At 45.3% G+C, this 26,732-nt stretch carries 27 protein-coding genes; 18 read left to right on the top strand and 9 right to left on the bottom strand.

Annotated features, from left to right (window positions below):
* The first annotated feature begins 247 nt into the window (after nucleotides 1-247).
* From BTO10_RS01810 to BTO10_RS01770, 9 genes are read left to right on the top strand one after another with little or no spacing between them, the layout of a single operon-like run.
* Entirely contained in the window at nucleotides 248-649 is a 402-nt protein-coding gene (locus tag BTO10_RS01810) for an ATP synthase subunit I (RefSeq protein WP_105023359.1), read from the top strand.
* A 1-nt stretch (nucleotide 650) separates the two neighbouring features.
* Nucleotides 651-1,421, top strand: a complete 771-nt coding sequence (gene atpB / locus BTO10_RS01805; protein ID WP_105023358.1) for a F0F1 ATP synthase subunit A — start codon at nucleotides 651-653, stop codon at nucleotides 1,419-1,421.
* Nucleotides 1,422-1,467: 46 nt separating this feature from the next.
* Nucleotides 1,468-1,704, top strand: coding sequence for a F0F1 ATP synthase subunit C (gene atpE / locus BTO10_RS01800; RefSeq protein ID WP_004730405.1), 237 nt, complete (start codon nucleotides 1,468-1,470; stop codon nucleotides 1,702-1,704).
* A gap of 55 nt (nucleotides 1,705-1,759) precedes the next feature.
* On the top strand, nucleotides 1,760-2,230 hold the full coding sequence (locus BTO10_RS01795; protein WP_004741166.1) for a F0F1 ATP synthase subunit B: 471 nt from the start codon (nucleotides 1,760-1,762) through the stop codon (nucleotides 2,228-2,230).
* An 11-nt stretch (nucleotides 2,231-2,241) separates the two neighbouring features.
* Nucleotides 2,242-2,793 carry a F0F1 ATP synthase subunit delta gene (locus tag BTO10_RS01790; RefSeq protein ID WP_105023357.1) on the top strand — a complete coding sequence of 184 codons (552 nt, stop codon included), beginning with the start codon at nucleotides 2,242-2,244 and terminating at the stop codon, nucleotides 2,791-2,793.
* Between the two features lie 8 nt (nucleotides 2,794-2,801).
* Nucleotides 2,802-4,343, top strand: coding sequence for a F0F1 ATP synthase subunit alpha (gene atpA / locus BTO10_RS01785; RefSeq protein ID WP_105023356.1), 1,542 nt, complete (start codon nucleotides 2,802-2,804; stop codon nucleotides 4,341-4,343).
* A gap of 46 nt (nucleotides 4,344-4,389) precedes the next feature.
* Nucleotides 4,390-5,259: a F0F1 ATP synthase subunit gamma gene (gene atpG / locus BTO10_RS01780; RefSeq protein ID WP_063521901.1), complete on the top strand. Its 870-nt coding sequence runs from the start codon at nucleotides 4,390-4,392 to the stop codon at nucleotides 5,257-5,259.
* A gap of 43 nt (nucleotides 5,260-5,302) precedes the next feature.
* A complete protein-coding gene (gene atpD, locus BTO10_RS01775; protein WP_004741162.1) occupies nucleotides 5,303-6,688 on the top strand; it encodes a F0F1 ATP synthase subunit beta in 1,386 nt (461 codons plus the stop codon).
* A 14-nt stretch (nucleotides 6,689-6,702) separates the two neighbouring features.
* Entirely contained in the window at nucleotides 6,703-7,146 is a 444-nt protein-coding gene (locus tag BTO10_RS01770) for a F0F1 ATP synthase subunit epsilon (RefSeq protein WP_004741161.1), read from the top strand.
* A 142-nt stretch (nucleotides 7,147-7,288) separates the two neighbouring features.
* Here the strand turns inward: BTO10_RS01770 and BTO10_RS01765 are convergent, their stop codons facing one another.
* Nucleotides 7,289-8,251: a nitrilase family protein gene (locus BTO10_RS01765; protein ID WP_105023355.1), complete on the bottom strand. Its 963-nt coding sequence runs from the start codon at nucleotides 8,249-8,251 to the stop codon at nucleotides 7,289-7,291.
* Between the two features lie 108 nt (nucleotides 8,252-8,359).
* Here BTO10_RS01765 and BTO10_RS01760 point away from each other — a divergent pair, with 108 nt between their 5' ends.
* Nucleotides 8,360-9,241 carry a LysR family transcriptional regulator gene (locus tag BTO10_RS01760; protein ID WP_105023354.1) on the top strand — a complete coding sequence of 294 codons (882 nt, stop codon included), beginning with the start codon at nucleotides 8,360-8,362 and terminating at the stop codon, nucleotides 9,239-9,241.
* A 150-nt stretch (nucleotides 9,242-9,391) separates the two neighbouring features.
* Here BTO10_RS01760 and BTO10_RS01755 read toward each other — a convergent pair whose 3' ends face one another.
* From BTO10_RS01755 to bla, 6 genes are all read right to left on the bottom strand, one after another.
* Nucleotides 9,392-9,931, bottom strand: a complete 540-nt coding sequence (locus BTO10_RS01755; protein ID WP_105023353.1) for an RNA-binding S4 domain-containing protein — start codon at nucleotides 9,929-9,931, stop codon at nucleotides 9,392-9,394.
* Nucleotides 9,932-10,057: 126 nt separating this feature from the next.
* Nucleotides 10,058-11,677 carry a microcin C ABC transporter ATP-binding protein YejF gene (gene yejF, locus BTO10_RS01750; RefSeq protein WP_105023352.1) on the bottom strand — a complete coding sequence of 540 codons (1,620 nt, stop codon included), beginning with the start codon at nucleotides 11,675-11,677 and terminating at the stop codon, nucleotides 10,058-10,060.
* A gap of 9 nt (nucleotides 11,678-11,686) precedes the next feature.
* Nucleotides 11,687-12,709 carry an ABC transporter permease gene (locus tag BTO10_RS01745; protein WP_105023351.1) on the bottom strand — a complete coding sequence of 341 codons (1,023 nt, stop codon included), beginning with the start codon at nucleotides 12,707-12,709 and terminating at the stop codon, nucleotides 11,687-11,689.
* A 32-nt stretch (nucleotides 12,710-12,741) separates the two neighbouring features.
* On the bottom strand, nucleotides 12,742-13,830 hold the full coding sequence (locus BTO10_RS01740) for a microcin C ABC transporter permease YejB (protein WP_105023350.1): 1,089 nt from the start codon (nucleotides 13,828-13,830) through the stop codon (nucleotides 12,742-12,744).
* Between the two features lie 12 nt (nucleotides 13,831-13,842).
* Nucleotides 13,843-15,738, bottom strand: coding sequence for an extracellular solute-binding protein (locus BTO10_RS01735; protein WP_105023349.1), 1,896 nt, complete (start codon nucleotides 15,736-15,738; stop codon nucleotides 13,843-13,845).
* Nucleotides 15,739-15,983: 245 nt separating this feature from the next.
* Nucleotides 15,984-16,847, bottom strand: a complete 864-nt coding sequence (gene bla, locus BTO10_RS01730) for a class A beta-lactamase (RefSeq protein WP_105023348.1) — start codon at nucleotides 16,845-16,847, stop codon at nucleotides 15,984-15,986.
* Nucleotides 16,848-17,039: 192 nt separating this feature from the next.
* Between bla and BTO10_RS01725 the strand changes: the two genes are divergently transcribed.
* Complete coding sequence (locus tag BTO10_RS01725) at nucleotides 17,040-18,083, top strand: endonuclease/exonuclease/phosphatase family protein (RefSeq protein WP_105023347.1); 1,044 nt, start codon at nucleotides 17,040-17,042, stop codon at nucleotides 18,081-18,083.
* Nucleotides 18,084-18,199: 116 nt separating this feature from the next.
* On the opposite strand, the gene BTO10_RS01720 is transcribed toward BTO10_RS01725, so the two are convergent.
* Entirely contained in the window at nucleotides 18,200-18,796 is a 597-nt protein-coding gene (locus BTO10_RS01720) for a porin family protein (protein ID WP_105023346.1), read from the bottom strand.
* Between the two features lie 405 nt (nucleotides 18,797-19,201).
* On the opposite strand from BTO10_RS01720, the gene BTO10_RS01715 reads away from it, so the two are divergent.
* From BTO10_RS01715 to BTO10_RS01685, 7 genes are all read left to right on the top strand, one after another.
* Nucleotides 19,202-19,525 carry a winged helix-turn-helix domain-containing protein gene (locus tag BTO10_RS01715; RefSeq protein ID WP_105023345.1) on the top strand — a complete coding sequence of 108 codons (324 nt, stop codon included), beginning with the start codon at nucleotides 19,202-19,204 and terminating at the stop codon, nucleotides 19,523-19,525.
* Nucleotides 19,526-19,831: 306 nt separating this feature from the next.
* Nucleotides 19,832-20,251, top strand: a complete 420-nt coding sequence (gene rbsD, locus BTO10_RS01710; protein ID WP_105023344.1) for a D-ribose pyranase — start codon at nucleotides 19,832-19,834, stop codon at nucleotides 20,249-20,251.
* An 85-nt stretch (nucleotides 20,252-20,336) separates the two neighbouring features.
* Nucleotides 20,337-21,842, top strand: a complete 1,506-nt coding sequence (rbsA, locus tag BTO10_RS01705) for a ribose ABC transporter ATP-binding protein RbsA (RefSeq protein WP_105023343.1) — start codon at nucleotides 20,337-20,339, stop codon at nucleotides 21,840-21,842.
* Nucleotides 21,839-22,831 carry a ribose ABC transporter permease gene (gene rbsC / locus BTO10_RS01700; protein WP_004739468.1) on the top strand — a complete coding sequence of 331 codons (993 nt, stop codon included), beginning with the start codon at nucleotides 21,839-21,841 and terminating at the stop codon, nucleotides 22,829-22,831. Before rbsA ends, rbsC begins: the two co-directional genes overlap by 4 nt.
* 138 nt (nucleotides 22,832-22,969) lie before the next feature.
* Nucleotides 22,970-23,848 carry a ribose ABC transporter substrate-binding protein RbsB gene (gene rbsB, locus BTO10_RS01695; RefSeq protein ID WP_004739466.1) on the top strand — a complete coding sequence of 293 codons (879 nt, stop codon included), beginning with the start codon at nucleotides 22,970-22,972 and terminating at the stop codon, nucleotides 23,846-23,848.
* Nucleotides 23,849-24,069: 221 nt separating this feature from the next.
* Nucleotides 24,070-24,996 carry a ribokinase gene (gene rbsK, locus BTO10_RS01690; protein WP_105023342.1) on the top strand — a complete coding sequence of 309 codons (927 nt, stop codon included), beginning with the start codon at nucleotides 24,070-24,072 and terminating at the stop codon, nucleotides 24,994-24,996.
* Between the two features lie 130 nt (nucleotides 24,997-25,126).
* Nucleotides 25,127-26,128: a substrate-binding domain-containing protein gene (locus BTO10_RS01685; RefSeq protein WP_105023341.1), complete on the top strand. Its 1,002-nt coding sequence runs from the start codon at nucleotides 25,127-25,129 to the stop codon at nucleotides 26,126-26,128.
* A gap of 170 nt (nucleotides 26,129-26,298) precedes the next feature.
* Here the strand turns inward: BTO10_RS01685 and BTO10_RS01680 are convergent, their stop codons facing one another.
* Complete coding sequence (locus tag BTO10_RS01680; protein ID WP_105023340.1) at nucleotides 26,299-26,721, bottom strand: lysozyme inhibitor LprI family protein; 423 nt, start codon at nucleotides 26,719-26,721, stop codon at nucleotides 26,299-26,301.
* Nucleotides 26,722-26,732: the final 11 nt, after the last annotated feature.

The following is a 26,732-nucleotide window of genomic DNA, read 5'->3' as shown; positions in this document are numbered from 1 at the left end:
CATTTCAAAAATGGAATTATTGATGTCGATATTTGTCGTTTTGATAACATAATTTTAGGCGTAGTTTATATTTTGTCGAAACGAGAGCGAATTAGTTTATACCGTTCTATTTCGTCAGGAGATATAAAACCAGTAAGATTATATCTTTGTTAACAAGCAAAGTTTTATTAACAAGCAAATGCGAATAGCAAGACATATTCAAACTGTGTTTTATATGAGCTTACACTGTTAAATATAAGGTTTTATTATGAGGCTTAGCGGGATAAGTGGTGACATTCTTGTTGCTGCTAAAAGAATTGTTCTCTGCCAAATAGTATTAGCCGTCGTTGTAGTTTTATATGAAGTGTTTTTTGGTAATAAAGTAGATATGGAATCTTCAGCTTTGGGTATCGTTATTGCGATGCTACCCCCGCTGTTTGGTTTTATATATGCAAGCCTAAAGGTGCGCAAGAACCCTAATTATAGTTTACGTGACTTAATGCAAATGAGTCGTGTCGTGAAAATAACTTATACGTTCTTAATGTTTATCTTGGCATTCCAGTTTTTCAAATTGGATAACCCAGTAATATTGTACGCATATATTTTCACGATGGTTGGGTACTTCTTAACACCATTTATTACTGCCTCTACAAGATCGGAGTACGTGTAGTATGGATCAAGTAACTACCGCTCACGAATACATAGAGCATCACTTAACCTTCTTAACTACAGGTGATGGTTTCTGGGCGTTCAACATCGACTCGATGTTGGTATCTTGGATTACGGGTTTACTGTTTATTGGAGCTTTTCGATACATAGTGACCAAGGGCACCAGCGGTGTTCCAGGTCGATTTCAATGTTTTATCGAACTGATATTTGATTTTGTAAACAACCTAGTAAAAGAGATTTTTCAAGCGGAGGATAAATTAATAGGGCCACTGGCATTAACCACTTTTGTTTGGGTGCTGTTGATGAACGCGGTCGATTTATTACCAATAGATTTCATACCAGCATTAAGTCGTGCGATGGGTCTAGAACACTTTAGAGATCTACCAACGGCGGACGTAAATATTCCAATGTCGATGGCACTGGGTGTATTTATCTTACTGTTGACTTATACGTTTAAAAATAAAGGATTGAAAGGCTTTATCAAAGAGCTTACTACGCAGCCATTTGATAACCCTCTTTTATACCCTGTTAACTTAGTTCTTGAATTAATCACATTAATTTCAAAACCTATATCACTAGGCTTACGATTATTCGGAAACATGTATGCAGGTGAGATGATATTTATTCTGATCGCGTTAATGCCATGGTGGATGCAATGGGCACTGAGTGTTCCTTGGGCACTATTCCACATATTAATCGTATTCTTGCAAGCATTTATATTTATGGTACTGACCGTTGTTTATTTAGGTATGGCAACAGAAGAACACCACTAATTAATAACTAAAAATTTAACTAACAAATTATTTATCGGAGATACAAATGGATATCGTAAGCGCAGTTTTATATGTAGCAGGTGCATTACTGATTGGTTTAGGTGCGGCAGGTGCAGCGTCAGGTATTGGTAACTTGGCAGGTAAATACCTTGAAGGTGTTGCTCGTCAACCAGACCTTACTCCAATGCTTCGTACTCAATTCTTCATCATGATGGGTCTTGTGGATGCTGTACCAATGATCGGTGTTGGTATCGGTCTATACATCATCTTCGCCGTGGCTTAATCAAAAAGCTTTGAAAAGATCGATTTGTAATTAATCAAGATTTAGCGAGGAAGGTATGAACTTAAATGCAAGCATGTTCGGGCAAGCAATCTCATTCGTGATTTTTGTTTGGCTATGCATGAAATATGTATGGCCCCCTCTCACCGCAATGTTAGACGAGCGCCAAAAAGAAATTGCTGATGGTTTACGCCATTCAGAGAATGCAGCGAAAGAGCTAGAACTAGCAAAATCCAATGGCGCACAACTTGTCGAAGATGCAAAACGCAACGTCACTGAACTGATTGAACAAGGCAAAAAACGCCGCAATGAAATCATCAGCTTAGCGCACGAAGAAGCAGAGCAAGAAAAAGCTCGCATCCTAGAGCAAGGCAGAGCCGAACTAGAAAGTGAGCGTCAAAAGTTACGTCGTGAACTTCAGGCAGACATGGCAGACGCTGTTATTCAAAGTGCACAGAAACTGATCAACAAAAACCTAGATTCAGAAACGAACCGAGCGTTAGTTGACCAACTCATTAGCGAACTGTAAGCGGAGGCAGTATGTCAGATTACACCAATATTGCTCATCCCTACGCCAAAGCCTCATTCGACTTTGCTTTGGGTGAAAACAAGTTACAAGAGTGGCACTCGATGCTTTCAATTCTTGTGGCAGTAACGGAAGAAGAAGCGATCGCTGATCAGATTATCTCAGCAGAAGGGGCAAGCGCCCAACAAACTGAACAGCTCGCCAATCTCATCATTCACGTTTGCCAAGGGTTGGTTGATGAACACGTTATCAACCTAATTCGAGTGTTGGGTGAAAATGGTCGCCTTTCCGTCGTAAAAGACTTGTTTAGCTTGTTCAGCGAGCTGAAGGACGAACATGAACGTGTAATTCCTGTCACTGTCACCAGCTCAGAATGCCTTACATCAGGTCAAGTTACCTTATTAACGGCTGCACTTGAGAAGAAATTAGAGCGTCAGGTTGAATTAGAACAGGTGATTGACGACTCACTGGTCGGTGGGATTGTCATCAAGGCGGGTGAAACCGTTATCGATGGTTCATTGAACACATCAATAAGCCGATTAGCTAATCAACTTCACGCGAGATAGGTAATAAAATGCAATTAAATTCAAATGAAATTAGTGATCTAATTAGAGAGCGAATCTCGCAATTTAACGTGAGCACTGAAGCTCGCAACGAAGGCACTATCGTATCGGTTCGTGATGGCATCATCACCATCAACGGTCTTGCAGATGTGATGCAAGGCGAGATGATTGAACTACCTCGTGGCAAATACGCACTTGCACTTAACCTAGACACCCACTCTGTTGGTGCGGTGGTTATGGGTCCTTACATTGACCTTTCTGAAGGCATGAAAGTAAAAGGCACGGGCCGTATCTTGGAAGTGCCAGTCGGTAATGGGCTTCTGGGCCGTGTAGTAAACACTCTAGGAGAGCCAATTGATGGTAAGGGTCCTGTAAGTTGTGACCGCCTTGACCCTGTAGAAGTGATTGCCCCAGGTGTAATTGAACGTAAGTCTGTAGACCAGCCTATTCAGACTGGCTACAAAGCGGTAGATACCATGGTGCCTATCGGTCGTGGTCAACGTGAACTGATCATTGGTGACCGTCAGACAGGTAAAACAGCATTAGCAATCGACGCCATCATCAACCAAAAAGACTCAGGCATTAAATGTGTGTATGTGGCAATTGGTCAAAAAGCATCAACCATCGCTAACGTGGTTCGCAAGCTTGAAGAGCACGACGCGCTTAAGAACACTATTGTAGTTGTCGCATCAGCGTCAGAATCAGCTGCGCTTCAATACCTAGCACCCTACGCGGGTTGCACCATGGGCGAATACTTCCGTGACCGTGGTGAAGATGCACTGATCATCTACGATGACCTATCCAAACAAGCGGTCGCATACCGCCAAATCTCATTGCTACTTAAACGCCCACCGGGCCGTGAAGCCTTCCCTGGCGACGTATTCTACCTTCACTCACGCCTGTTAGAACGTGCAGCACGAGTCAATGCAGAGTATGTAGAGAAGTTCACTAACGGTGAAGTGAAAGGCCAAACAGGCTCATTGACAGCGCTTCCTATCATTGAAACTCAAGCCGGCGACGTATCGGCATTCGTACCAACCAATGTAATCTCGATTACCGACGGTCAGGTTTTCCTACAGACACAGCTATTCAACGCAGGCTTACGTCCAGCCGTTGACCCAGGTATCTCGGTATCTCGTGTGGGTGGTGCTGCTCAGTGCAAAATCATCAAGAAGCTATCTGGTGGTATCCGTACTTCACTGGCTCAATACCGTGAATTGGCAGCATTCGCTCAGTTCTCTTCAGACCTAGATGAAATGACGCGCAAGCAACTTGACCATGGTGAGCGTGTGACTGAGCTGATGAAGCAAAAGCAGTACTCCCCTATGTCGGTTGCAGAGCAAGCTACTGTGATTTATGCGGCTGAAAAAGGTTACCTAGTCGATGTTGAGCTAAACAACCTAGCCCGCTTCGAAGAAGAGCTGATCGCGTACGCCAAAGCTCAAAACCCAGCGCTGATCGACAAGATTAACGCGACAGGTGATTACAACGACGAAATCGATAGCGCTCTTAAAGAGATTCTAGAAGGTTTTGTTGGGATGAAAGCTTGGTAAGTGCTCCGGTTTGTTAGCTGGAAACAAAAACAGATAGGAGCAGATTATGGCAAGTACTAAAGAAATTCGCACCAAGATAGCCAGTGTTAGTAACACTCAAAAAATCACAAGTGCAATGGAAATGGTCGCGGCAAGTAAGATGCGTAAGGTTCAAGACAACATGACGCAGACGCGACCATATGCCGAAAACATGCGTAAGGTTATCTCCCATGTTGCATCAGGGTCGCTGGAATACCAGCACCCTTACCTTCAACAGCGTGAACCTAAACGCGTGGCTTACATCATTATTTCGTCTGACCGCGGTTTATGTGGTGGCTTGAACTCCAACTTGTTCAAGAAAGTTCTGGAAGAAATGGAGCAATGGCGCGCTAAGGGCGTTGAGGTAGAAACCACCCTAATTGGTTCAAAAGCTATCTCATTTTTCCAACGCGGCGGCAATGTTATCGCACAAACCTCAGGCCTAGGTGACGCACCTAAGTTAGAAGACATCTTAGGTACGGTCAACGCGATGCTTGGTCACTATGACGAAGGCAAAATCGACAGCTTGTATCTGGTCTACAACCAGTTCGTTAACACCATGGTCCAAGCTCCAACGACTTTACAACTTCTACCCCACCCTTCTGACTCAGAGGCAGACGGTGAAGCCAAGAAAGAACGCCGTTGGGACTACATCTATGAGCAAGCGCCAAGAGACATACTCTCTGAACTGTTACACCGATACATCGAATCTCAAGTGTATCAAGGCATCGTTGAGAGCATTGCCTGTGAGCAAGCTGCCCGAATGGTAGCCATGAAAGCCGCTACCGACAACGCAGGCCAGCTCATCGATGATTTGCAGTTGGTGTACAACAAGGCAAGACAAGCTGCCATTACCCAAGAGCTGAGTGAAATCGTCTCAGGTGCACAAGCTGTCTAAGGGCAGACAAGAGCGGGTCAGAATAGAATTTGAGGAATTACACATGAGTGTTGGAAAAATAGTAAAAGTGATCGGCGCGGTGGTCGACGTCGAGTTTAGCGGCAATAACAGCCCACGCGTTTATGATGCATTGAAAGTCACTAGCGACGAAGCAAGCTCGCTGGTATTAGAAGTTCAACAGCAACTTGGCGGCAACATTGTTCGCTGTATTGCGATGGGCACATCAGACGGCTTGCGTCGTGGCCTAACCGTTGAAAATACAGGTTCTCCAATCACAGTTCCAGTCGGTGAAGAAACACTAGGCCGTATCATGAATGTGCTCGGCCAACCTATCGATGAATGTGGCGAAATCGGCCAAAAAGAGAACTACGAGATCCATCGCGAAGCCCCTTCTTATGAAGAGCAAGCCAACAGCACTGAATTGCTTGAGACAGGTGTTAAGGTTATCGACCTTATCTGTCCATTCGCTAAGGGTGGTAAAATTGGTCTGTTTGGTGGTGCCGGTGTAGGTAAAACCGTCAACATGATGGAGCTTATCAACAACATCGCCAAAGCTCACTCAGGTTTGTCGGTATTTACCGGTGTAGGTGAACGTACTCGTGAAGGTAACGACTTCTACTACGAAATGAAAGAAGCTGGCGTACTAGACAAAGTTGCCATGGTTTACGGCCAAATGAACGAGCCACCGGGTAACCGTCTACGTGTTGCGCTTACTGGCCTAACTATGGCTGAACGCTTCCGTGATGAAGGCCGTGACGTACTGTTATTCATCGATAACATCTACCGTTACACGCTTGCGGGGACAGAAGTATCTGCGCTGTTAGGTCGTATGCCTTCAGCGGTAGGTTACCAACCAACGCTAGCGGAAGAGATGGGTGTACTTCAAGAGCGAATCACGTCAACAAAACAGGGCTCTATCACCTCTATCCAAGCGGTATACGTACCTGCGGATGACTTGACTGACCCATCGCCAGCAACAACCTTTGCTCACTTAGATGCGACCGTTGTACTGTCTCGTAACATCGCGGCACTGGGCCTATACCCTGCGATTGACCCACTAGATTCAACGTCACGTCAATTGGACCCGCTGATCGTAGGCCAAGAGCACTACGACATTGCACAAACGGTTCAAACCACGCTGCAACGCTACAAAGAGCTAAAAGACATCATCGCGATTCTTGGTATGGATGAGCTTTCTACAGAAGATAAGCAGGTCGTATCTCGTGCTCGTAAGATTGAACGTTTCTTAACTCAGCCTTACCACGTAGCGGAAGTCTTTACCGGTCAGAAAGGTGTGTTTGTACCACTCAGCGAAACGCTAAGAGGCTTCAAAGGCCTATTAAATGGTGAATACGACGACATTCCAGAGCAAGCATTCTTGTACTGTGGCTCTATCGACGAAGTGCTTGAAAAAGCTAAATCACTCTAACAGTTAGGTGCATCATGGCTATTGGAATTACAGACAATACATTTCAACTTAATATCGTAAGTGCCGAAGGTACGTTGTTTTCAGGGCCGGCATATGCCCTAGCCGTTTCTGGAGCAGATGGTGAACTCGGGATTCGTCCCGGTCACTCCCCGCTTCTTAGCAAAATAAAACCGGGCGTGACAGTATTTGTCACCGACCCAAAAGCAGAAGATGAAGTGCTTTATGTGTCTGGCGGGATGATTGAAGTTCAACCCGATGTAGTGACTGTGCTGGCCGATACCGCTTTGCACGCAAAAGACATTGACCGTGCTCGCGCAGAGGAAGCGAAACACGCCGCTCTAGAGAACATCAATAAGGGCAATGTAGACGTTAACTTTGCGCAAGCTCAGCTTGAACTTGCCAAAGCGATTGCTCAACTACGAGCTGCGGATCTTACCTCGTCTCGAACCCGCCACTAAACATAGGCAATTGCTTATTTCTGTGTAGGTAGTCTCCCCACTTAAAAACGATTTAAGTGGGGAGACTACATTTAAAGTTTAGAACTCCCCTTCCCCCCATTTTCCCACCATTCACTCACTTAACCCACCAGCACCTTCAACATTATTTATCTGCAAAACGCGCTTGGTGTGGATCCAGTTCATGACCTAATGGCTGCGTCAGTGAATGATAAAGCTCTGGCTTACGACCACGAATCCAGCGCCTGCCAGTACACATATTCAACTCTTCGGCTTTTAGCTCTGCAATTACCATGTCGTTATCAACACTGTCTGTCTCAGTAATAATTTCACCATAAGGGCTTAGGATCATCGCATTGCCCGTTCTGACTTCATCCATATCAACGCCCACACCATTACTAAACACCACAAACATGCCGTTGTCGTGTGCCCTTGCCGGTAGCCAACGCATCAGCCACTCGCGTCCATTCTTACCCTGCATCTCGGCACGAATCGCTTCAGGGTTTTCCTTTCGGTTAAACCATAGTTCTGGGTCAATTCGCTTCATCGCGTTCGGGCTACGTGAATGACAACCGCCCGTCTGATGCGGTGCAATCAGAATATCAGCCCCTTTCAAAGCAGTGATTCGTACGTTCTCAACCAAGTTGTTATCCCAACAAATCAGGATACCGACTTTGCACCCGTGGGGAGTATCAAACACAGTGTATTGATCGCCGCTACTCATATATGGGCTTACGAAAGTGTGCAATTTGCGATGCTTTTGTACCTCACCATTTGGCATCGCGAACACATAAGTGTTGTATAACTCGCCATCGATACCCTGCTCTATCAAGCCCGCACCAACACTCATTCCAAATCGTGCTGCTAGTGCAATCAGCTTTTGAGTAGATTCACCGCTCGGTACAGGTTCCGCTAACGCTTCAATCTCAGCTCGCGACAAAGCAGACACATGCCAGTAGCCAGTAATACACATCTCCGGGAAACTGATGATCTCGACACCACTGTCCGCTGCTTGTTGAACGTAATGCTCAATCACCGATAAGTTGTAAGCTTTGTCGCCGGCATGATGGTTAAACTGGACCGATGCTACTTTGATGTCTCTTTTCATGATTCGTCCTCTAATTTTCGCTTTATCCGATTTGCTGTGGACCCAGTATAAAAAAATCGATTCAATTCCATATAATGAAAAATATTCGTAGTTCAATGAGCATTTGGAATGGAATTTGATTTACTGAAGGCATTTTGTCAGCTGGCTAAGTCGGGAAATTATCGTTTGGCTTCAGAGCAGCTCTACATTACTCAGTCGGCACTCACCAAAAAGATTCAACGGCTTGAGTCCAACATTGAGGCGAGCCTGTTTTCTCGTGGCAGAAATGGCGCAGAGCTAACACACGCAGGCAAGACGTTACTGGCAGATGCCCAACGCTTGGTCGATTCAATGCAAGCCTTTGAGCAGCTTTCTGGCTCGGTGGTCAACGGGACAGAGGGTCATTTAAACATTGGCTTTGGTGTTTCTACTTATCATGAAGCACCCAAGCTGATTGCAGCGTACAAAAAACAGCAGCCAAATGTTCACATCACCTTAAATGACACACCTTCTAAGCAGCAGACGGACGAGTTATTGACTCACGAGCTCGATATCAGCTTCAACCGAATCCCCAGTTCGTCAGATCTAAACAGCCTAACGCTTTTCGATGACAGCCTTGTGATTGCCATTCACAAAGATCTTCTCAAGCAAGTGCCAAACAAAGATCAGCTCCTGTCTGAATTGCCTAAATGGCCTTATCTAAAGCTCACTCAACACCGTGGCCCCGGATTAGACAGACAGATTCAACAATATTGCCTAGCGAATCATCTCGACCTATCAAAGGCGCAAGAAGCCGATGATATCCTTACCTTGCTAGCGTTAGTCTCGGCGAATATTGGCTTCACCATAGTACCGAGCAGCGCACAGCAGATAAGCAACACTGAGGTTGAATTCATTGCATTGCAAGGTGAGCACGCCACTTGGCCTGTCGGATTAATATGGAATGGACAGAGTGAGAATCCACTCAGGGATAGGTTTTTAGAGTTTGTGGCGAAGCAGAGCGAAATTTAAGCAAAAGGCTAAATTTCAAACCAAAAAAGGCTCACTATCACAGTGAGCCTTTTAGTATCTGGCAAACGCTAAAGACACGTTCAGCGCTGCTAATTAGCTATAGAAGAGTCGTTTTAGACGAATAGTTAACCAGCAATTTAGAACGGTAAATTAGAAGAACTCAATCGAATTACGGCCGCTTTTCTCATCACGTTGAGGCTTTGGCGTGTCCGCTTTCTTTTTCGCTTTGTTTTCTTTCTTTTTATCTTTCTTTGGTTCTGCTTTAGCACTCAACATTTCAGCAGTGCTTTTCTTAGATTCTTTCTTCTTAGAATCCGTTTTAGACTGACCTTTCTTCGACTTGTTGTCTTTCTTAGCCGCTTCTTTTTTCTTTGGTTTATCTTCTACTTCTTGCACTGGCTGATCACAGCACACTACATAGTATTCTTGGTTGAATTCAAAGAAGTCACCATCGTACATTTTACGACGCTTACGTGTTTCCAACTCACCGTTTACCGCAACGTAGCCTTCAGAGATAACGTGCTTAGCTTCACCACCGCCACTCACTAAGTTCGCGATCTTGAACACTTTGTAGAGCTCAATTGGCTGAGATGACACATCGACACCAATCGCCTCAATTTCAATCTCTTCGCCTTCTTCACCGTGCTCGTAACCTTCGTAGTCAGCGTCTTCGTAATGTTCTTGGTCCATGGTGACCTCTACCTAAATATGTACTTCTGAAATATTGGACGCAGTGTAATCGTAAAACCACTAAATGACCATGTTGAATTCAACATGAGCGCCCTTGTTATAAAGAGTAGGGCTTCTCTTGGCGACTTACACGCCACACACGTTCGAGAGGCTGACCAACTGCTTGGTATATTCGTGTTGAGGAGCACTAAACAGCGTCTCGGTGTCGCCCTTCTCTATCACCTCACCCGCTTTCATCACTATGGTGTAATGACACAAGGATTTAACGACGTTCAGATCGTGGCTAATGAACAGATAAGTCAGATCGTACTTTTCTTGGAGTGACTTGAGTAAGTCTAATACCTGAGCTTGTACCGTTCTGTCTAATGAAGAGGTCGGCTCATCGAGTAAGATAAACTCTGGCTTCAGAATCAGTGCTCGTGCAATCGCAATTCGCTGTCTTTGACCGCCCGAAAATTCATTTGGATAACGGTGACGCGTTTCTGGGTCAAGGTCGACCTCCTTCATCACATCGCAGATACGCTGGTCCATTTCGCTCTCATCAAGCTGCTGATGGACGCGTAAGCCTTCACCAATCACTTGTGCCACCGACATTCTTGGGTTCAAAGCTGAGAATGGGTCTTGAAAGACGACTTGCATGCGGCTTCGAAATGGCAGCATCTGCTGGCGGTTTAGCCCTTGAAGCTGTTCGCTTTCATAAGTGATCGAACCTTCACTCTCCACCAGCTTTAATATCGCCATACCTGTAGTCGACTTGCCTGAGCCACTTTCTCCTACTAAGCCAATTGAGTGCCCTTTCTTAAGGGTGAACTCCATATCAGTGACCGCTTTAATATGCGAAATAGTACGCTTAAATAAGCCGCCCGTAATTGGGAACCAAACTCGAAGTTGATTTACATCGAGTAGCGGTTGGCTGTCGGGTGACACCGGGACAGGCAAACCTTTAGGGTCTGAATTGATTAGCTTTTGTGTGTAAGGATGAGCTGGCGCATTAAACAGTGTCTGGCAGTCGTTGCTTTCGACAAGACGACCATCTTTCATCACCGCAACTCTATCGGCAATCTTACGAACAATACTCAAATCATGGGTGATAAACAGCATCGCCATGCCAAGCTCTTGTTGCAGGTCTTTCAATAAGTCGAGAATCTGCGCTTGTACCGACACATCCAATGCCGTCGTTGGCTCATCAGCAATAAGCAGCTCTGGCTCATTAATCAGTGCCATCGCGATCATAACACGCTGACGCTCACCACCAGATAACTCATGCGGATAGGCTAATATTTTTTGCTCTGGATGACGGATGCCTACTTTAGATAACCACTCTATCGCCAAGGCTTGCGCTTTATTGGTTCGCATTCCGCGGTGAATGGCTAGGGTTTCAACAAGCTGTTTGCCAATTCGATGAAGCGGATTTAGCGAAACCATAGGCTCTTGGAAGATCATTCCGATACGGCCACCACGAATACCGCGCAGTTGCCTCTCAGAACAACTCAAGATGTCACTACCAGAGAAGTTAATCGTCCCATTCAAGTAATGGGAGGAGCCTTTAGGCAGTAGTTTTAAGATGGAGTTCGCCGTCACCGATTTACCCGAGCCACTCTCACCTACCAGCGCCAGTGTTTCACCTTTGTATATTTCGAGCGAAACATCGTGTGTTACCTGCTCTACCGCCTTCTTTCTTCCAAAACCGACGGACAGTTTGTCTATGGTTAGCACTGGAGAAGCAGGAGCTGTATTTGAAGTCATAACCTATCCTTACTTCTGTTGGTGTGGGTCGAAGGCATCACGCACCGCTTCACCGACGAAGACAAGTAACGTAAGCATCAAAGAAAGTACAACGAATGCGGAAATACCAAGCCAAGGCGCTTGTAAGTTAGCTTTACCTTGCGCCAGAAGCTCACCTAACGAAGGCGAACCCGCTGGAAGACCAAAGCCCAAGAAGTCTAATGACGTCAGTGTGGTCACCGATCCAGACAAGATGAACGGCATCATAGTTAGCGATGCAACCATAGCGTTTGGCAACATGTGACGAAGCATAATGCGCTTGTCATCGATGCCCATCGCTTGTGCCGCACGTACATAGTCGAAGTTACGACAACGTAAGAACTCGGCGCGAACAATACCCACCAAACTCATCCAGCTGAACAGCACCATAATCCCCAGCAACCACCAAAAATTTGGCTCGATGAAACTCGACAAGATAATTAGTAAGAACAAAGTCGGCATTCCAGACCACACCTCGATGAAACGTTGTCCAAACAGGTCAACCCAGCCGCCGTAGTAACCTTGCGTAGCACCAACGACCACGCCAATGAAACTTGAGACGATCGTCAGAACAAAACCAAAGAGTACCGAGATACGAAAGCCGTAAATAATCCTCGCCAACACATCTCGCCCTTTGTCATCTGTACCCAACCAGTTCACCGGATCAGGCTCCGATGGCACCGCGCCTGCGATGTCAAAGTTGATGGTGTCGTAGCTGAAAGGAATGATAGGCCAAACGATGTAGCCACTCTCTTCAATGAGGTCGATTACATACGGGTCTTTATAGTCAGCCTCGGTTTCAAACTCTCCACCGAATTCTGTCTCTGCGTATTCATTAATGACAGGCACAAACCATTGATCGTCATAAGAAACCAATAATGGCTTATCGTTCGCGATGATCTCTGCAAACAGGCTCAAGCCAAACAACAAGGTGAATATCCACAAAGAGATAAAACCACGCTTGTTTGCTTTAAAACGTAACCAACGAGCTTCAGCTAAAGGGTTGCTAAACATTTTTAATCAATACCTTTGTTATTCATTCGCCATTAACGCGCTTCAAAATCAATTCGAGGATCAACCCAGGTATAAGTCAGGTCGGAGATAATGCTCAACACCAAACCCAGTAAGGTCATAATATAGAGAGAACTAAATACCACTGGGTAATCACGTTGAATGGTGGACTCAAAGCCAAGCAAGCCAATGCCTTCGAGTGAAAACATCACTTCAATCAACATAGAACCCGTGAAGAAAATACTAATAAATGCGCTCGGAAATCCGGCAATAATGATCAACATCGCGTTACGGAAAACGTGCTTGTAGAGAATACTGCTCTCGTCCAAACCTTTCGCTCGTGCCGTAACCACGTATTGCTTGTTAATTTCATCAAGGAAGGAGTTTTTGGTCAGCATAGTGAGTGTGGCAAAACCACCGATCACCATAGCGAAAATAGGCAATGCCAAATGCCAGAAGTAATCACCAATTTGCTGATACCAGTTAAGCTGGTCGAAGTTACTCGACACCAAGCCTCGCAGAGGGAACCAACTGAAGTAGTTACCACTCGCGAATAAGATAATCAGAATGATAGCAAACAAGAAGCCAGGGACAGCATAACCGACAATCACCACCGCGCTCGACCAAATATCAAAACGAGAGCCGTGATGAATCGCCTTCATAATGCCCAGAGGTATCGATATCACGTAAATGATTAACGTACTCCAAAGCCCCAAAGAAATAGAGACAGGCAAACGATCGATGATTAAATCAATAACGTTACCGCCCTTAAACAGGCTTTCACCAAAGTTAAAGGTCGCGTAATTTTTCAACATCTCAAAATAGCGAACGTGAATTGGCTTATCAAAACCAAATTGCTTTTTGATCTCTTCAACCACTTCTGGATCCAGCCCGCGTGAGCCTTTATAGCCACTGGCAGACGCTTGATCACTCTCGCTTAAATCAACCTCTTGTCCACCACCAGAAAAGCGCTCCATAATACCGGAGTTGTGGCCTTCTAACTGCGCCACAGCCTGTTCTACTGGGCCACCCGGCGCAATCTGAATAATGAAAAAGTTAATCGTGATAATCGCCCACAACGTGGGGATCACCAACAACAAACGTCGAAATATATACGCAGCCATGCTAACTAACTCCTAGCGACGTTTCTCAGGAAGCAATGCCGCTTTCTCTTCTGAAATCCACCATGTATCGATACCTAAATCGTATTTAGGCAGTACATCCGGACGCTCAAACTTATCCCACATGGCCACTCGGTATTCACCCACGTGCCATTGAGGAATGTTGTAAAAGTTCCACTGCAACACACGGTCAAGAGAGCGACCTAGCGTAAGCAGCTTTTCTGGGTTCTGTTGGTTACGCGCGATTTCTTCAGTTAACGCATCCACCACAGGATCCATCACACCTGCTGTATTGTAAGTAGAATCAATGTAGTTAGAATTCCAAACAATCATTAAGTTCGGACTTGGATAAGGGTTTGGCGAAAACGATGAAGAGACCATATCGAAGTCTCGGTCGCGAAGACGCTTAATATATTGCGTGGTATCGACCGTGCGGATCTTCATCTCAATACCCATTCGTTTTAGGTTCTTTTGAACAGGTGTCGCAATACGCTCCGTCGTTGGGCTGTAAATCAGCAACTCAAATGACATAGGCTTGCCAGTCTTTTCATTGGTCATTACTTTGTCTTTTAGTACCCAACCCGCTTCCTTCAGCAGTTTAAATGCCGTGCGCATTTGGCTACGAATGCGACCACTACCATCGGTTACAGGAGGTTGGTATTCTTCCGTAAACACTCGAGGTGGGATCTGGTCTTTGTACTGAGACAGCAACGCCACTTCGTCTTCACTTGGCAAACCTTTCGCTTCATAGTCAGTGTTTTGGAAATAACTACGAGTTCGCTTGTACTGGCCGTAGAACATGTTCTTATTCATCCACTCAAAGTCCATCGCGTACGTCAACGCTTCACGAACTTTAGGATCTGAGAACACCGGAGATTGAATATTGTAAACAAAGCCTTGGGTCGACTCTGGCTTCTCGTGATTGATCTCTTCTTTGACGATATAGCCTTTGTCGAAGTTTGCGCCGGTGTAAGAGTTAGCCCAGAACTTGGCTGAGTTCTCTGTTCTAAGGTCGAACTCCCCTGCTTTAAAGGCTTCTAACATCACAGTGTCATCACGATAGTAGTCGTACTGCACTTCCTTGAAGTTATTGCGACCCACGTTAACGGGCAGATCTGCCGCCCAATAGTTTTCATCAAGGCCGTAAGTAACACTTTGACCCGACTTATAACTGATGATCTTATAAGGACCGCTGCCGACTGGCGGTTCACTTAGCGGCTCAGAGAGTTTTCTGTCTTTCCAGAAATGCTTAGGTAACACGCGCGTGCTTTGCGCAAAGCTAAACAATTTCTCACGATTCGGATTATTCATCTCGATACGAACAACCAAATCAGAAATCGCGGTAACGGATTCGATGTCTTTGTAATACACACGATATTGAGGCACACCTTCTGTCGAAAACTTCATGAAGGTAAACGCCACATCATGAGCCGTGATCGGTTGTCCATCTTGGAATTTAGCATTTGGGTTGATATCGATTTCCATCCAAGAGAAATCACTCGCATAACGAACTTTAGAAGCAATCAATGGATAGTACGCATCAATTTCATCACTAGGTGAAAACATTAACGTATCGTAAATTTCACCTGAATAACTGGCTGCAACGCCGCGGGAACCGAATCGATTAAAGCTATCGTAAGTACCAATGCTACCGTAAGTCACTTTGCCAAACTTAGGAGCATTCGGGTTAACGTAATCGAAGTGAGTAAAATTTGCTGGGTATTTTGCTTCACCAAAACCAACCAGTTGTGTGGTTTCAATAACGGTGACAGCGGGAGTAGATTCGGTATCGGATGCGTAAGTAACGGAGGATTGTAGAGCAATAAGCGGTAGCATAACTGCACATGAGGCTAACTTTAACCTGAAAAACTGAGTGCGCTGCGAGGCCTTGCGTCGAAGATCTGTTCCCATTTGACTCTCCCTTCAAATGTCATGAATTCAATATTCAGCTTGATTTGTCGGCTTTGAATGCATGCCGTTAAAACAAGTATAGAATCAAATCTAACATCATGTAATAACTAATAAAACCATCAGCACCATAAGTCTTACGCTTTACTTACAAATTACTCGGGAATGTTCTAAGAAATATCACGCTCTAGCGCCATGGCTGAACCTGTGGCTAGCGCGTGATTGCGTAGGATTAACTGTGCTATTAGCTACTGCACCAGATACGCATCAAAGATAAGTTGACCTACTTCGTTGATCACCTTGTCACGTTGTTGGAGAGTGAATTCAGTTTCTGTAAGAGAGACGCTGATGATCAATGGAGCACGATGTTCATTCCACACGATAGCCGTAATTGCGCGAGAACCATACGCTCCAGCACCCGATCTATCGGCAATATTCCAACCACTAGGCAAGATAGAGCGGAACATTCCGTCAGACACTTTATTGCCCATCATCCACCCTGTTAACGTCGATGTGGACGCTTGTGACAACGTATCGCCATACATCAACTCATTCAACGTCATCACAATGCTATTCGGTGTCGTGGTATCGCGAGCATCACCCGGTCGAGCATGATTCAATTCTGGCTCTAAGTGGTCAAGGCGAGTATGGCTGTCTCCAATAGAACGCAGGAACTGAGTTAAGCCGTTGGGGCCTTCGATTCCACCAAGCACAATGTTTGCGGCAGTATTGTCACTCATCGTCATGGTTGCGCTACATGCATCTCTCAGTGAAATACCTTTGCCGACCAGCTCTTTAGTCACCGGAGACCAAACAATGAGGTCCTCAGACTTAATGCTGACCTTTGAATCCAAATCTAGCCCTTTGTGTTCAGCATCGTAAAGAAGGTTCGCACAAGCCAGAGTTTTAAAGGTGCTCATCATAGGAAATCGCTCATCCCCCTTGTAGCTCCATGTCTGCTTGGTCGCAGAATCATAGACAGCCACACCAATGCGTGCCGAAACACGAGATTCAATTTGTTCAATCGATTCCGGTTTAAGGGATTGACTCAGTGACGATGTAGAGAAAAAGGCGCTCAACAATACAAGAGCGAGAGAAATATATTTTTTCATAGTAATACCATAAGAAAACGACCGACCGATCGTAGAGAAAATTAGACACGACACCTTTGCCGCGTCGAACGGAGAGAATCTAAGCAGAAAGTAACGACCTTCGCTAGATCAAATGAAAATAACTGACTAAATCCGAACAATATCTTCATATTTTAGATATCCTTAAAAGAGCGATTTCAATAGGATTCAACCTTGAACAAACCAAACCAAGTAACCTTCTCAACGTTCAACCTTTTGAACTACCTTGAGCCACCAAACGCTTATTATGATTTTGAGAACATCTACAGCTTCGATGAATGGCAGAAGAAGCAAAATTGGATTGCGGAAGCAATTCGTTCATTAGATTGCGATGTGATTGGCTTTCAAGAAATTTTCAGCCAAGAATCTTTAAAGAAACTTATGAAAGAGTTGGGCTATCCGCACTTTGCCGTCGTCGATAACGCACACGTTGAAGATGATTACCTATACACCTCCCCTGTTGTGGGCATTGCTTCCCGTTATCCGATTGAAAATGTTCAGCCTGTCACGCCTGATTCGAGCCTACTTGCCGCCTTTAACCTCGGTGACAAATTTTCATTCAACCGAACACCTGTTCACGCCACCATTGAATTACCTCACTTAGGCTCAACCGATTGTTATGTCGTGCACTTTAAGTCACAACGCCCAACAGAGCCCAAAGTCGAGCCGATAAAAACCAGCGACAGTTCAGCAGAGCAAAAGCCACAAAGCGATACACTGATTAAACTTCATCAGGAACAACTAGGCTCTTGGCTATCGAGTGTTCAACGCGGCTTAGAAGCCCAACTGCTACACCAATACATTACCAATCAACGCTATCTAAGCGACCAACCCGTTGTGTTGATGGGTGACTTTAACAAGCCCCTATTCAACGATGAATTCAAAGGGCTGTTGAGTTACTCGTTGAATCGAGATGAAACCAGCCAACATTGGCTTTCTCACTTTAGATTGAGAGACAGTTGGGATCTCTATCATCAACTGCATGAAGAAGACTTACTCGAACAACGCAAACCAACCCACTATTACGGTGCTTCAGGTTCTGTTCTGGATTACATATTGATGTCCAACGAGTTTGACTGCCAGAACTCCTCAAGTTTGATGGAAATATCAAACTACACCGTACTCGATCATCATCTGATTAACCCAAGCTTCGAACACGACCAATTCAGTACCGATCACGCTGTCGTTTCCGTCACCGCTCATATCCGCGAAGCCTAGAGTTAGACATAAAAAAGCCGCAGTCAAACACTGCGGCTTTTCCACTTCAGACAAACGGGTTGAGCCAACCGACGCCCCATTTAGAAATCGATTTACCGTTTAACAAAGTTTGAAACTTAAAAGTTGTATGTTGCGCCTAGGTAAAATGAATCAATCACGAGATCTTTATCATTTTCAAAACCTGAATCGCTCTCAATCGCAAATGCATCCGCTTCATAACCTAATCTAAAGCTAAAGTTTTCAGCCTGTTTGGGTGTGTACTCAACTCCGAAACCATAGCGAATAGCGTCACCACGATCGTCATCAAGTAACGGAAGCGACTGGTCTAAATCAATCGTCGACAAACCTACGATGCCAAAGGGGCGAATTCCATTGTCAAACGTATAACCTAGATTAGCAACGATCGAAAATGCAGTTGGAGACCAAGTGTAAGAATCTTTGGTTAATGCATTTTTTGCAACAACGTCGCCATAATTCGTATATTGCGCCTCTAGTGCAACGATACGATTAAATTGGTATCCAGCAATTATCTTGTAAGTACGATCTTCTGCATCAACAGTAATGGGATTTGAAGAGCCCTCATAAAGCCCACCATCATCAATACCAGTTGTACCAATTGCACCACCTAAGTAGAAACCATTGTCCTCTGCCATTACACTATTTGCCATAAGTGCGGACATCATCGCGATGCTTAAAATAAATTTGTTGTTCATTACTGCTTAACCTTACTTATTTCAAATCAAGATTGCTACGTCTTCCCCTGCTACACAATCTTGTCAGATTTATCCGACACCCCGTCGAATTGGCGAGCAGATTACGCTCACAGAAAACAAAAAAATAAATAAAAATATAATCACTTAGTAACTTCGAACAACACAATCAGTAAAAATAAATAACCAACTGAATAACAAAGAAATAAAGTACCTTCACTTTCAGCAGAAATTCTCAAATCCATTTTCAAACCAACGGCTTTTTATGTTTTTTCTTGCGCGGCTTACGTGCGCTTACTTTCAAGAGAAGTGTGATTTTGCATAATCCGCGCGCTTTGATTGCTCGCCTACGTGCACAACAAGCCATAAACCAATCTTTACTATTCAGAACAAATGAACATAAATACGATGAACCACACCATAGACTTCAGCGGCCTACTCATTGATACCAACTCTCGAACGATTACCAACCAACAAGGTAATCGTATTGCATTACGCCCTCAGGTATTGTCTGTGCTCTGTCTATTAGTAGAGAACCTAGGAACGCCGATCACTAAAGAACATATTATTGATGTGTGTTGGGACGGAGAGCTCTCATCACCTCACGCCCTAGCCAACGTTATTTATAACCTGCGTAACGTATTCGCTCGCTTAAGAACGCCTCATATCCAAATTATCACAGTCACTAAGTTTGGTTACGCTCTATCAATAAAAGAAGGTGAACTCGTTTAGGCTTTGCCCTATTCGAGCCATCGGTAAAGCCACACAGTGAGTAAACCTATTCCTAGATTTGGCATCGGTTGGGCTTCACTAAAACCAACCTAGCCCCTACTTCCACCGAATTTATGCAATCAATCACGGTGATTGAGATCACCAAAAAACGCCTCATCGAAACGTTTCGATGATCGTTATCACACTCTAAGAAGGTCAAAGGTGCAAATGATAAATCACACACTATTATCACTATCGAAACGTTTCGATGGCTTTTCTTGAGTTGTTTCTCATCCCATCAAACGTGTTTTTTCGATAGGTCGTGATATGAAAAAAAGTACTCTAATAAACTCTGAACTCTCCTACTTAGTGGCGACTCTTGGCCACACAGACGAAATTACGATTTGTGATGCAGGACTGCCGATTCCAGATCATGTATCTCGTATCGACCTTGCTTTAACTCACGGTGTGCCGAGCTTTGCTCAAACAGTAAAAACCATGCTTGATGAATCTCAAATTGAAGGTGTGGTTATCGCAGATGAATTTGCAAAAGTAAGCCCAGAACATCATGCAGCGCTGATTGATCAAATCAAAACAGAAGAAGCGCGTTGTGGTAAAGAAATTGCGATTACTTACATCACTCATGAAGAATTTAAACAGCGCACTCATGAAAGCCGCGCTGTGATTCGCACCGGTGAATGCACGCCTTACGCGAATGTCATTTTCCAAGCTGGCGTAACGTTTTAGCTCAAGCGAAACATAACAACAGCCCAGCGTGATAGCTGAAAGACAGAATAACCAAATACAACTGGCCCCGAGTAAAGGAACCGACATGACTCAAGCCATTTTAGAACTTAGCTCAATTGAGAAGGCCTTCCCTGGTGTGAAAGCACTAGACAAGGCAAGCCTCAACGTTTACCCAGGACGCGTGATGGCGTTAATGGGCGAAAACGGTGCAGGTAAATCAACCCTCATGAAAGTGCTAACAGGTATCTATCAATTGGATGGCGGTACGATCGCCTACCAAGGTAAGCCTGCTGCATTCAAAGGGCCTCGTGACTCTCAACAAGCTGGTATCAGTATCATTCACCAAGAACTGAACCTGATCCCAGAGCTGACCATCGCCGAGAACATCTTCTTAGGTCGTGAAATCACTGGCACCATGGGTCGCATCTTGTGGAATGAGATGTACCAAGAAGCCGACAAGCTACTGAAACGCCTGAACGTAAAACACAGCTCAAAAACACCACTTGGCGAACTGAGCCTAGGCGAGCAACAAATGGTAGAGATTGCGAAAGCCCTATCATTTGAATCTAAGGTCATCATCATGGATGAACCGACAGATGCCCTAACCGATACTGAAACCGAGTCTCTGTTCAAAGTAATCAACGAGCTACGTGATGAAGGCTGCGGCATTGTTTACATTTCTCACCGCTTGAAAGAGATCTTCGAGATCTGTGACGACATCACCGTACTTCGTGACGGTAAATTCATCGGCCAGTGTGAAGTAAAAGACACTGATGAAGATGGCCTTATCGAAATGATGGTTGGTCGTAAGCTCGACGAACAATACCCTCGCATCGCCCCAAGCCATGGTGAGACTTGCTTAGAAGTGATTGGCCTTACTGGTTCTGGTGTGCATGACGTTAGCTTTACCCTAAAACGCGGTGAAATCCTTGGCGTATCAGGGCTAATGGGTGCTGGCCGTACTGAGTTGATGAAAGTGATTTACGGTGCCCTTCCAAGTGAGCGCGGCGTTATCAACTTAGAAAACAAAACCATCAACCCTGTGAGCCCTAAAGATGGCCTTGCGAATGGCATCGCTTACATCTCCGAAGACCGTAAAGGTGACGGCTTAGTACTTGGGCTTTCAGTGAAAGAGAACATGTCGCTTTGTTCACTGGATCTACTAACTAAAAGTGGTCAAATCCAACACAAAGACGAAGTGATCGCGGTGGATGACTTCATCAAGCTATTCAACATCAAGACCCCTACTCGCGAGCAAATCATTGGCAACCTTTCTGGTGGTAACCAACAAAAAGTCGCTATCGCTAAGGGCTTGATGACCAAACCAAAAGTATTGATTCTCGACGAGCCAACCCGTGGTGTCGATGTCGGTGCGAAAAAAGAAATTTACCAACTCATTAATAAGTTTAAAGCCGACGGCATGAGCATCATTTTGGTGTCCTCTGAAATGCCAGAAGTATTAGGAATGAGTGACCGCATCATGGTGATGCATGAAGGCCGCATCAGCGGTGAATTTGACGCTAAAGAAGCAAACCAAGAATTATTACTGGCGTGTGCGGTCGGTAAAAAGATTAACGAGGACGCAGCATGAGTACCAAAACCATGAGCAAAACAACTGAAACTGAAGCGCCGAAGAAAAAGCCGTTAATCAGCAAAGAGTGGCTGATTGATCAAAAGTCATTAATCGCTTTGATCTTCCTGATTGTTATCGTTTCTTTCTTAAACCCGAACTTCTTTACTGTCGATAACATCTTAAACATTCTGCGCCAAACCTCGGTTAACGCAATCATCGCTGTGGGTATGACACTGGTTATCTTAACCGCAGGTATCGACTTGAGTGTTGGTTCTGTACTGGCGCTTTGTGGTGCATTCGCAGCCAGCATGATTGGCATGGAAATCCCTGTGATGATTGCAGTACCAACCGCTCTAGTAGCTGGTGCAGCATTAGGTGCTATTAGTGGTGTGATTATCGCTAAAGGCAAGGTTCAAGCCTTCATCGCAACGCTAGTAACCATGACACTACTTCGTGGTGTAACCATGGTTTACACCGATGGTCGCCCTATCTCAACAGGCTTTACGGACACAGCAGACGCGTTCGCTTGGTTTGGTACAGGCTACGCAATGGGTGTACCGGTTCCAGTTTGGATCATGGTCGTAGTATTCGCATCCGTTTGGTACCTACTTAACCACACACGCTTTGGCCGTTACGTTTACGCACTTGGCGGCAACGAATCAGCAACCCGCCTATCAGGCATCGACGTAGACAAAGTAAAAATCGGCGTTTACGCAATCTGTGGTCTGTTAGCAGCGGTAGCGGGCATCATTGTGGCTTCTCGTTTGTCATCGGCTCAACCAACCGCAGGTATGGGCTATGAGCTAGACGCTATCGCAGCCGTGGTTCTTGGCGGTACAAGCTTAGCTGGCGGTCGTGGTCGCATCATGGGTACATTGATTGGTGCACTGATTATCGGCTTCCTTAACAACGCCCTAAACCTACTAGACGTATCTTCTTACTACCAGATGATTGCAAAAGCAGTGGTTATTCTTCTGGCAGTATTGGTCGACAACAAAAACAAATAAGACTCTAGTTTGAGTCAATGCAACACCCTGCTTTTTCAACAGAAAAGCATCAATAAATAACAAACATTAAATCTATAAATAATGTAACAATGAGCTAGGACTCACCTCCTAGCTCACCCTACACAAAGGACTTACACCATGAAAAAATTAGCGACTCTTATTTCTGCTGCTCTGCTTTCTACAACGGTATCTGTGTCTGCACAGGCGCAAGATACAATGGCAATCGTTCTGTCTACATTGAACAACCCATTCTTTGTGACCATGAAAGATGGCGCAGAAGCGAAAGCTGAAGAGCTAGGCTACAAGCTTATCGTTCTTGATTCTCAAAACGACCCAAGCAAAGAGCTGTCGAACATTGAAGATCTAACCATTCGTGGTGTTAAAGCAATCCTGATCAACCCAACAGATTCAGATGCTGTGTCTAACGCAATTCGCATGGCTAACCGCTCTAACATCCCAGTACTAACGCTAGACCGTGGTGCAAGCCGTGGTGACGTAGTGAGCCACATCGCTTCTGACAACGTAATCGGTGGTGAAATGGCGGGTCACTTCATCATGGAAAAAGTGGGCGAAAAAGCGAAAGTAATCCAACTTGAAGGTATCGCTGGTACTTCTGCAGCTCGTGAACGTGGTGAAGGCTTCATGAACGCAGTAAACGGCAGCGGCCTTGAGCTTCTTGCAAGCCAACCTGCTGATTTCGACCGTACTAAAGGTCTGAACGTAATGGAAAACCTACTTGCAGCTAACCCAGACGTTGAAGCAGTATTCGCTCAGAACGATGAAATGGCTCTAGGTGCACTACGCGCAGTTCAAGCATCTGGTAAAGACGTAATGATCGTTGGCTTCGACGGCACAGACGACGGCATCGCTGCTGTTAACCGTGGCCTACTTGGCGCAACCGTTGCACAACAACCAGACCTAATCGGTTCTCTAGGTATCGAGATGGCTGACAAAGTATTGAAAGGCGAAAAAGTAGACGAGTACGTACCAGTACCTCTAAAAATCATCGCTAAATAATCGATGCTAAACGAGTAATACAAAGCAGGGAGTCCCCTATCTCCCTGCTTGCTTTACTCAATCGCTCATTTAATCACTGGCTCAAAGCAAAAAGCAAAAACCGACAGTGCATCGCTGTTTCTCATTCCTCTATCGCGACTAACGACTCTACGTGACTCGAATAGTTAGCAATGAGAAAGACCCATGCATTTTCAAATACGATATATCATAAGGCTCGTATCATGACTCAACTGATTGTTTTAGGTAGCGTTAACGCTGACCACGTACTGCAAGTTCCTTCGTTCCCTCGTCCGGGTGAAACCTTGATTGGCGGTAACTATCAGGTCATCCCTGGCGGTAAAGGCGCAAACCAAGCGGTCGCTGCAGCGCGATTAAACGCAGATATCGGCTTTATTGCCTGTGTCGGTGACGACCCATTCGGCATTAACATTCGTCAAGACTTTGCTAAAGACGGCATCAACATCGATGGCGTAATCATGGCGGAAAACACGCCTACGGGCATCGCGATGATCCAAGTATCATCAGCGGGTGAAAACAGCATTTGCCTTTCTCCAGAAGCAAACAACAAGCTGACTTGCGAGCAAATCGAACCACAACTAGAGAAGATCCGCGGTGCGAAATTTCTTCTAACTCAATTGGAAACTCCTATCGAAGGCATTGAATACGCAGCGAAAACCGCTAAAGAGAGCGGCACTCGCGTGATTCTAAACCCTGCCCCTGCTCGTCCATTATCGGATACCTTACTTGCTTGTGTTGACGTGATTACGCCAAACGAAACCGAAGCAGAAGTGCTAACAGGCGTGACCGTAACCGACAGCGCGTCTGCGCACCAAGCCTCTTTGGCTCTACATGCGAAAGGCATCGAGACAGTAATGATCACGCTTGGCGCTAAAGGTGTATGGGTAAGTAGAAACGGTGAAGGTGAGTTAATCGCAGGCTTCCGTGTTGAAGCGACAGATACCACCGCTGCGGGTGATACGTTCAACGGTGCATTAGTGACAGGCTTACTTGAAGACATGCCAATGGAGCGTGCGATTAAATTTGCTCACGCTGCGGCGGCAATTTCAGTGACTCGCTTTGGCGCTCAAACCTCCATTCCAAGCCGCGCCGAAACCGATGCGTTTTTGACAGAGCAATTGTCTGCTTAGCTTAATGCCTATTAGAAGGCTGACTCGTTAGCTAAACCCTAATGTTAGCCTTCTAAATAACAAGCATAAGCCCCTGTTTTCAGGCAGAATATCGCTCAACGTGGATAAGTGACTCCCACAAGGATTTTTTATGGCAACAATGAAAGACATCGCTAAGCTCGCTAAGGTATCTACCTCTACGGTAAGCCATGTGATTAACAAGTCGCGTTTTGTCAGTGAAGAGATAGCTGAGCGTGTCAACAATGCCGCGAGAGAGCTTAACTATGCGCCTTCTGCATTAGCTCGTAGTTTGAAGATGAAGCAAACCAAAACCCTTGGCATGCTAGTGACAACCTCTACCAACCCATTCTTTGGCGAAGTAGTAAAAGGCGTTGAACGTCGTTGTTATGAAAAAGGCTACAACCTTATCTTGTGTAACACCGAAGGCGATAGTGAGCGTATGAAATCGTCTATCGATACACTGCTACAAAAGCGTGTCGATGGCTTAATGCTAATGTGCTCTACCCTTGAAGGCGAACATATCGACGTGTTTGAACGTTATCCAGAACTGCCTGTTGTAGTGATGGATTGGGGCCCAATGCTGTTTGCGAGCGACAAGATTCAGGACAACTCACATCAAGGTGGCTACATGGCGACCAAGCACCTGATTGATAACGGTCACTCTCAAATTGGCTGCATCACCGGTCCACTGCATCGTAACCAGGCATCATCGCGTTACCAAGGCTTCAAACAAGCGATGGAAGAAGCAGGATTAGAGATCAACGCTGATTGGATTGTCGAATCGAACTTCGAGTGTGATGGTGGCTTTGATTCATACCAGACACTAAAATCTCGTGGCAAAATGCCGAGTGCACTGTTTGTAAGTAACGACATGATGGCAATGGGCGTGATTCACGCAGCTGCGCAAGATGGCACCTCAATACCCAACGATCTCTCTATCATTGGCTACGATGACATCCACTTGTCTAAATACATGACACCGGCGTTAAGCACGGTCCACCAGCCAAAACACCGCTTAGGTAAAGCAGCCGTTGATACACTGTTGAGTCGCTTACAAACACCAGACGCCTACCCACAGGTCGTCGAGTTAGAGCCGACTCTAGTAGAGCGAAGCAGCGTAAAAGCAGTTTAATCCACAGCTCCCCTACTCCAGAACAAAGAGCCAGCTTATCCAGTTGGCTTTTTTGCTTTAGCTTTTAGCCTTTAGCTTTAAGTTTGAGCTTTCAGCTCATTAGCCATGAATAAGTGTCGTCCATCAAACTGTACCCTCCGCCTTTCTGATAGATAAAACCTAACAATTTTTTATTCCATCACCTGAGGTTCTGGTAACACAGGCGGCGTGCTGTCCATGTAAGTTAAGAAGCTTTTCCACACCTCATGTGTGCGTTGCTTGGTTAGCTTGGTCTTACAAGAAAGCGCCATCAGCCCACGAATAGAACCGTCGCGCCATTGGGTATACACAGAGTCACAATGTGCTGTCATATAAGCTTGCCAGCTCTCCTGAGCGCCTTTAATGGCACCCACCAACTCTACATCCTCAGCATTGTGTTCAAAGCTGGCTGCCAAGTAATTATCAAGTTCTACCTGTGCAGCTTCAAGCTCAAGTGCTGCACAGTGGTTTATCTCTAGCGTGTTCATCGCATTGTCGCAATCAACTACACCGTCAGAAGCAGATGCCACCCAAGGTACACACGCTAATAATACGATCGATAAAACCTTTTTCATTATTGCTCTCC

Source organism: Vibrio chagasii, from assembly GCF_002954585.1.
Classification (GTDB): domain Bacteria; phylum Pseudomonadota; class Gammaproteobacteria; order Enterobacterales; family Vibrionaceae; genus Vibrio; species Vibrio chagasii_A.
This window is presented reverse-complemented; position numbering and strand designations above follow the sequence as displayed.

What these genes read in the sequence shown, in the direction of transcription:
- BTO10_RS01810 (WP_105023359.1), top strand. Translation starts at nt 248, where the DNA reads ATGAGGCTTAGCGGGATAAGTGGTGACATTCTTGTTGCTGCTAAAAGA.
- atpB (WP_105023358.1), top strand. Translation starts at nt 651, where the DNA reads ATGGATCAAGTAACTACCGCTCACGAATACATAGAGCATCACTTAACC.
- atpE (WP_004730405.1), top strand. Translation starts at nt 1,468, where the DNA reads ATGGATATCGTAAGCGCAGTTTTATATGTAGCAGGTGCATTACTGATT.
- BTO10_RS01795 (WP_004741166.1), top strand. Translation starts at nt 1,760, where the DNA reads ATGAACTTAAATGCAAGCATGTTCGGGCAAGCAATCTCATTCGTGATT.
- BTO10_RS01790 (WP_105023357.1), top strand. Translation starts at nt 2,242, where the DNA reads ATGTCAGATTACACCAATATTGCTCATCCCTACGCCAAAGCCTCATTC.
- atpA (WP_105023356.1), top strand. Translation starts at nt 2,802, where the DNA reads ATGCAATTAAATTCAAATGAAATTAGTGATCTAATTAGAGAGCGAATC.
- atpG (WP_063521901.1), top strand. Translation starts at nt 4,390, where the DNA reads ATGGCAAGTACTAAAGAAATTCGCACCAAGATAGCCAGTGTTAGTAAC.
- atpD (WP_004741162.1), top strand. Translation starts at nt 5,303, where the DNA reads ATGAGTGTTGGAAAAATAGTAAAAGTGATCGGCGCGGTGGTCGACGTC.
- BTO10_RS01770 (WP_004741161.1), top strand. Translation starts at nt 6,703, where the DNA reads ATGGCTATTGGAATTACAGACAATACATTTCAACTTAATATCGTAAGT.
- BTO10_RS01765 (WP_105023355.1), bottom strand. Translation starts at nt 8,251, where the DNA reads ATGAAAAGAGACATCAAAGTAGCATCGGTCCAGTTTAACCATCATGCC.
- BTO10_RS01760 (WP_105023354.1), top strand. Translation starts at nt 8,360, where the DNA reads ATGGAATTTGATTTACTGAAGGCATTTTGTCAGCTGGCTAAGTCGGGA.
- BTO10_RS01755 (WP_105023353.1), bottom strand. Translation starts at nt 9,931, where the DNA reads ATGGACCAAGAACATTACGAAGACGCTGACTACGAAGGTTACGAGCAC.
- yejF (WP_105023352.1), bottom strand. Translation starts at nt 11,677, where the DNA reads ATGACTTCAAATACAGCTCCTGCTTCTCCAGTGCTAACCATAGACAAA.
- BTO10_RS01745 (WP_105023351.1), bottom strand. Translation starts at nt 12,709, where the DNA reads ATGTTTAGCAACCCTTTAGCTGAAGCTCGTTGGTTACGTTTTAAAGCA.
- BTO10_RS01740 (WP_105023350.1), bottom strand. Translation starts at nt 13,830, where the DNA reads ATGGCTGCGTATATATTTCGACGTTTGTTGTTGGTGATCCCCACGTTG.
- BTO10_RS01735 (WP_105023349.1), bottom strand. Translation starts at nt 15,738, where the DNA reads ATGGGAACAGATCTTCGACGCAAGGCCTCGCAGCGCACTCAGTTTTTC.
- bla (WP_105023348.1), bottom strand. Translation starts at nt 16,847, where the DNA reads ATGAAAAAATATATTTCTCTCGCTCTTGTATTGTTGAGCGCCTTTTTC.
- BTO10_RS01720 (WP_105023346.1), bottom strand. Translation starts at nt 18,796, where the DNA reads ATGAACAACAAATTTATTTTAAGCATCGCGATGATGTCCGCACTTATG.
- BTO10_RS01715 (WP_105023345.1), top strand. Translation starts at nt 19,202, where the DNA reads ATGAACCACACCATAGACTTCAGCGGCCTACTCATTGATACCAACTCT.
- rbsD (WP_105023344.1), top strand. Translation starts at nt 19,832, where the DNA reads ATGAAAAAAAGTACTCTAATAAACTCTGAACTCTCCTACTTAGTGGCG.
- rbsA (WP_105023343.1), top strand. Translation starts at nt 20,337, where the DNA reads ATGACTCAAGCCATTTTAGAACTTAGCTCAATTGAGAAGGCCTTCCCT.
- rbsC (WP_004739468.1), top strand. Translation starts at nt 21,839, where the DNA reads ATGAGTACCAAAACCATGAGCAAAACAACTGAAACTGAAGCGCCGAAG.
- rbsB (WP_004739466.1), top strand. Translation starts at nt 22,970, where the DNA reads ATGAAAAAATTAGCGACTCTTATTTCTGCTGCTCTGCTTTCTACAACG.
- rbsK (WP_105023342.1), top strand. Translation starts at nt 24,070, where the DNA reads ATGACTCAACTGATTGTTTTAGGTAGCGTTAACGCTGACCACGTACTG.
- BTO10_RS01685 (WP_105023341.1), top strand. Translation starts at nt 25,127, where the DNA reads ATGGCAACAATGAAAGACATCGCTAAGCTCGCTAAGGTATCTACCTCT.
- BTO10_RS01680 (WP_105023340.1), bottom strand. Translation starts at nt 26,721, where the DNA reads ATGAAAAAGGTTTTATCGATCGTATTATTAGCGTGTGTACCTTGGGTG.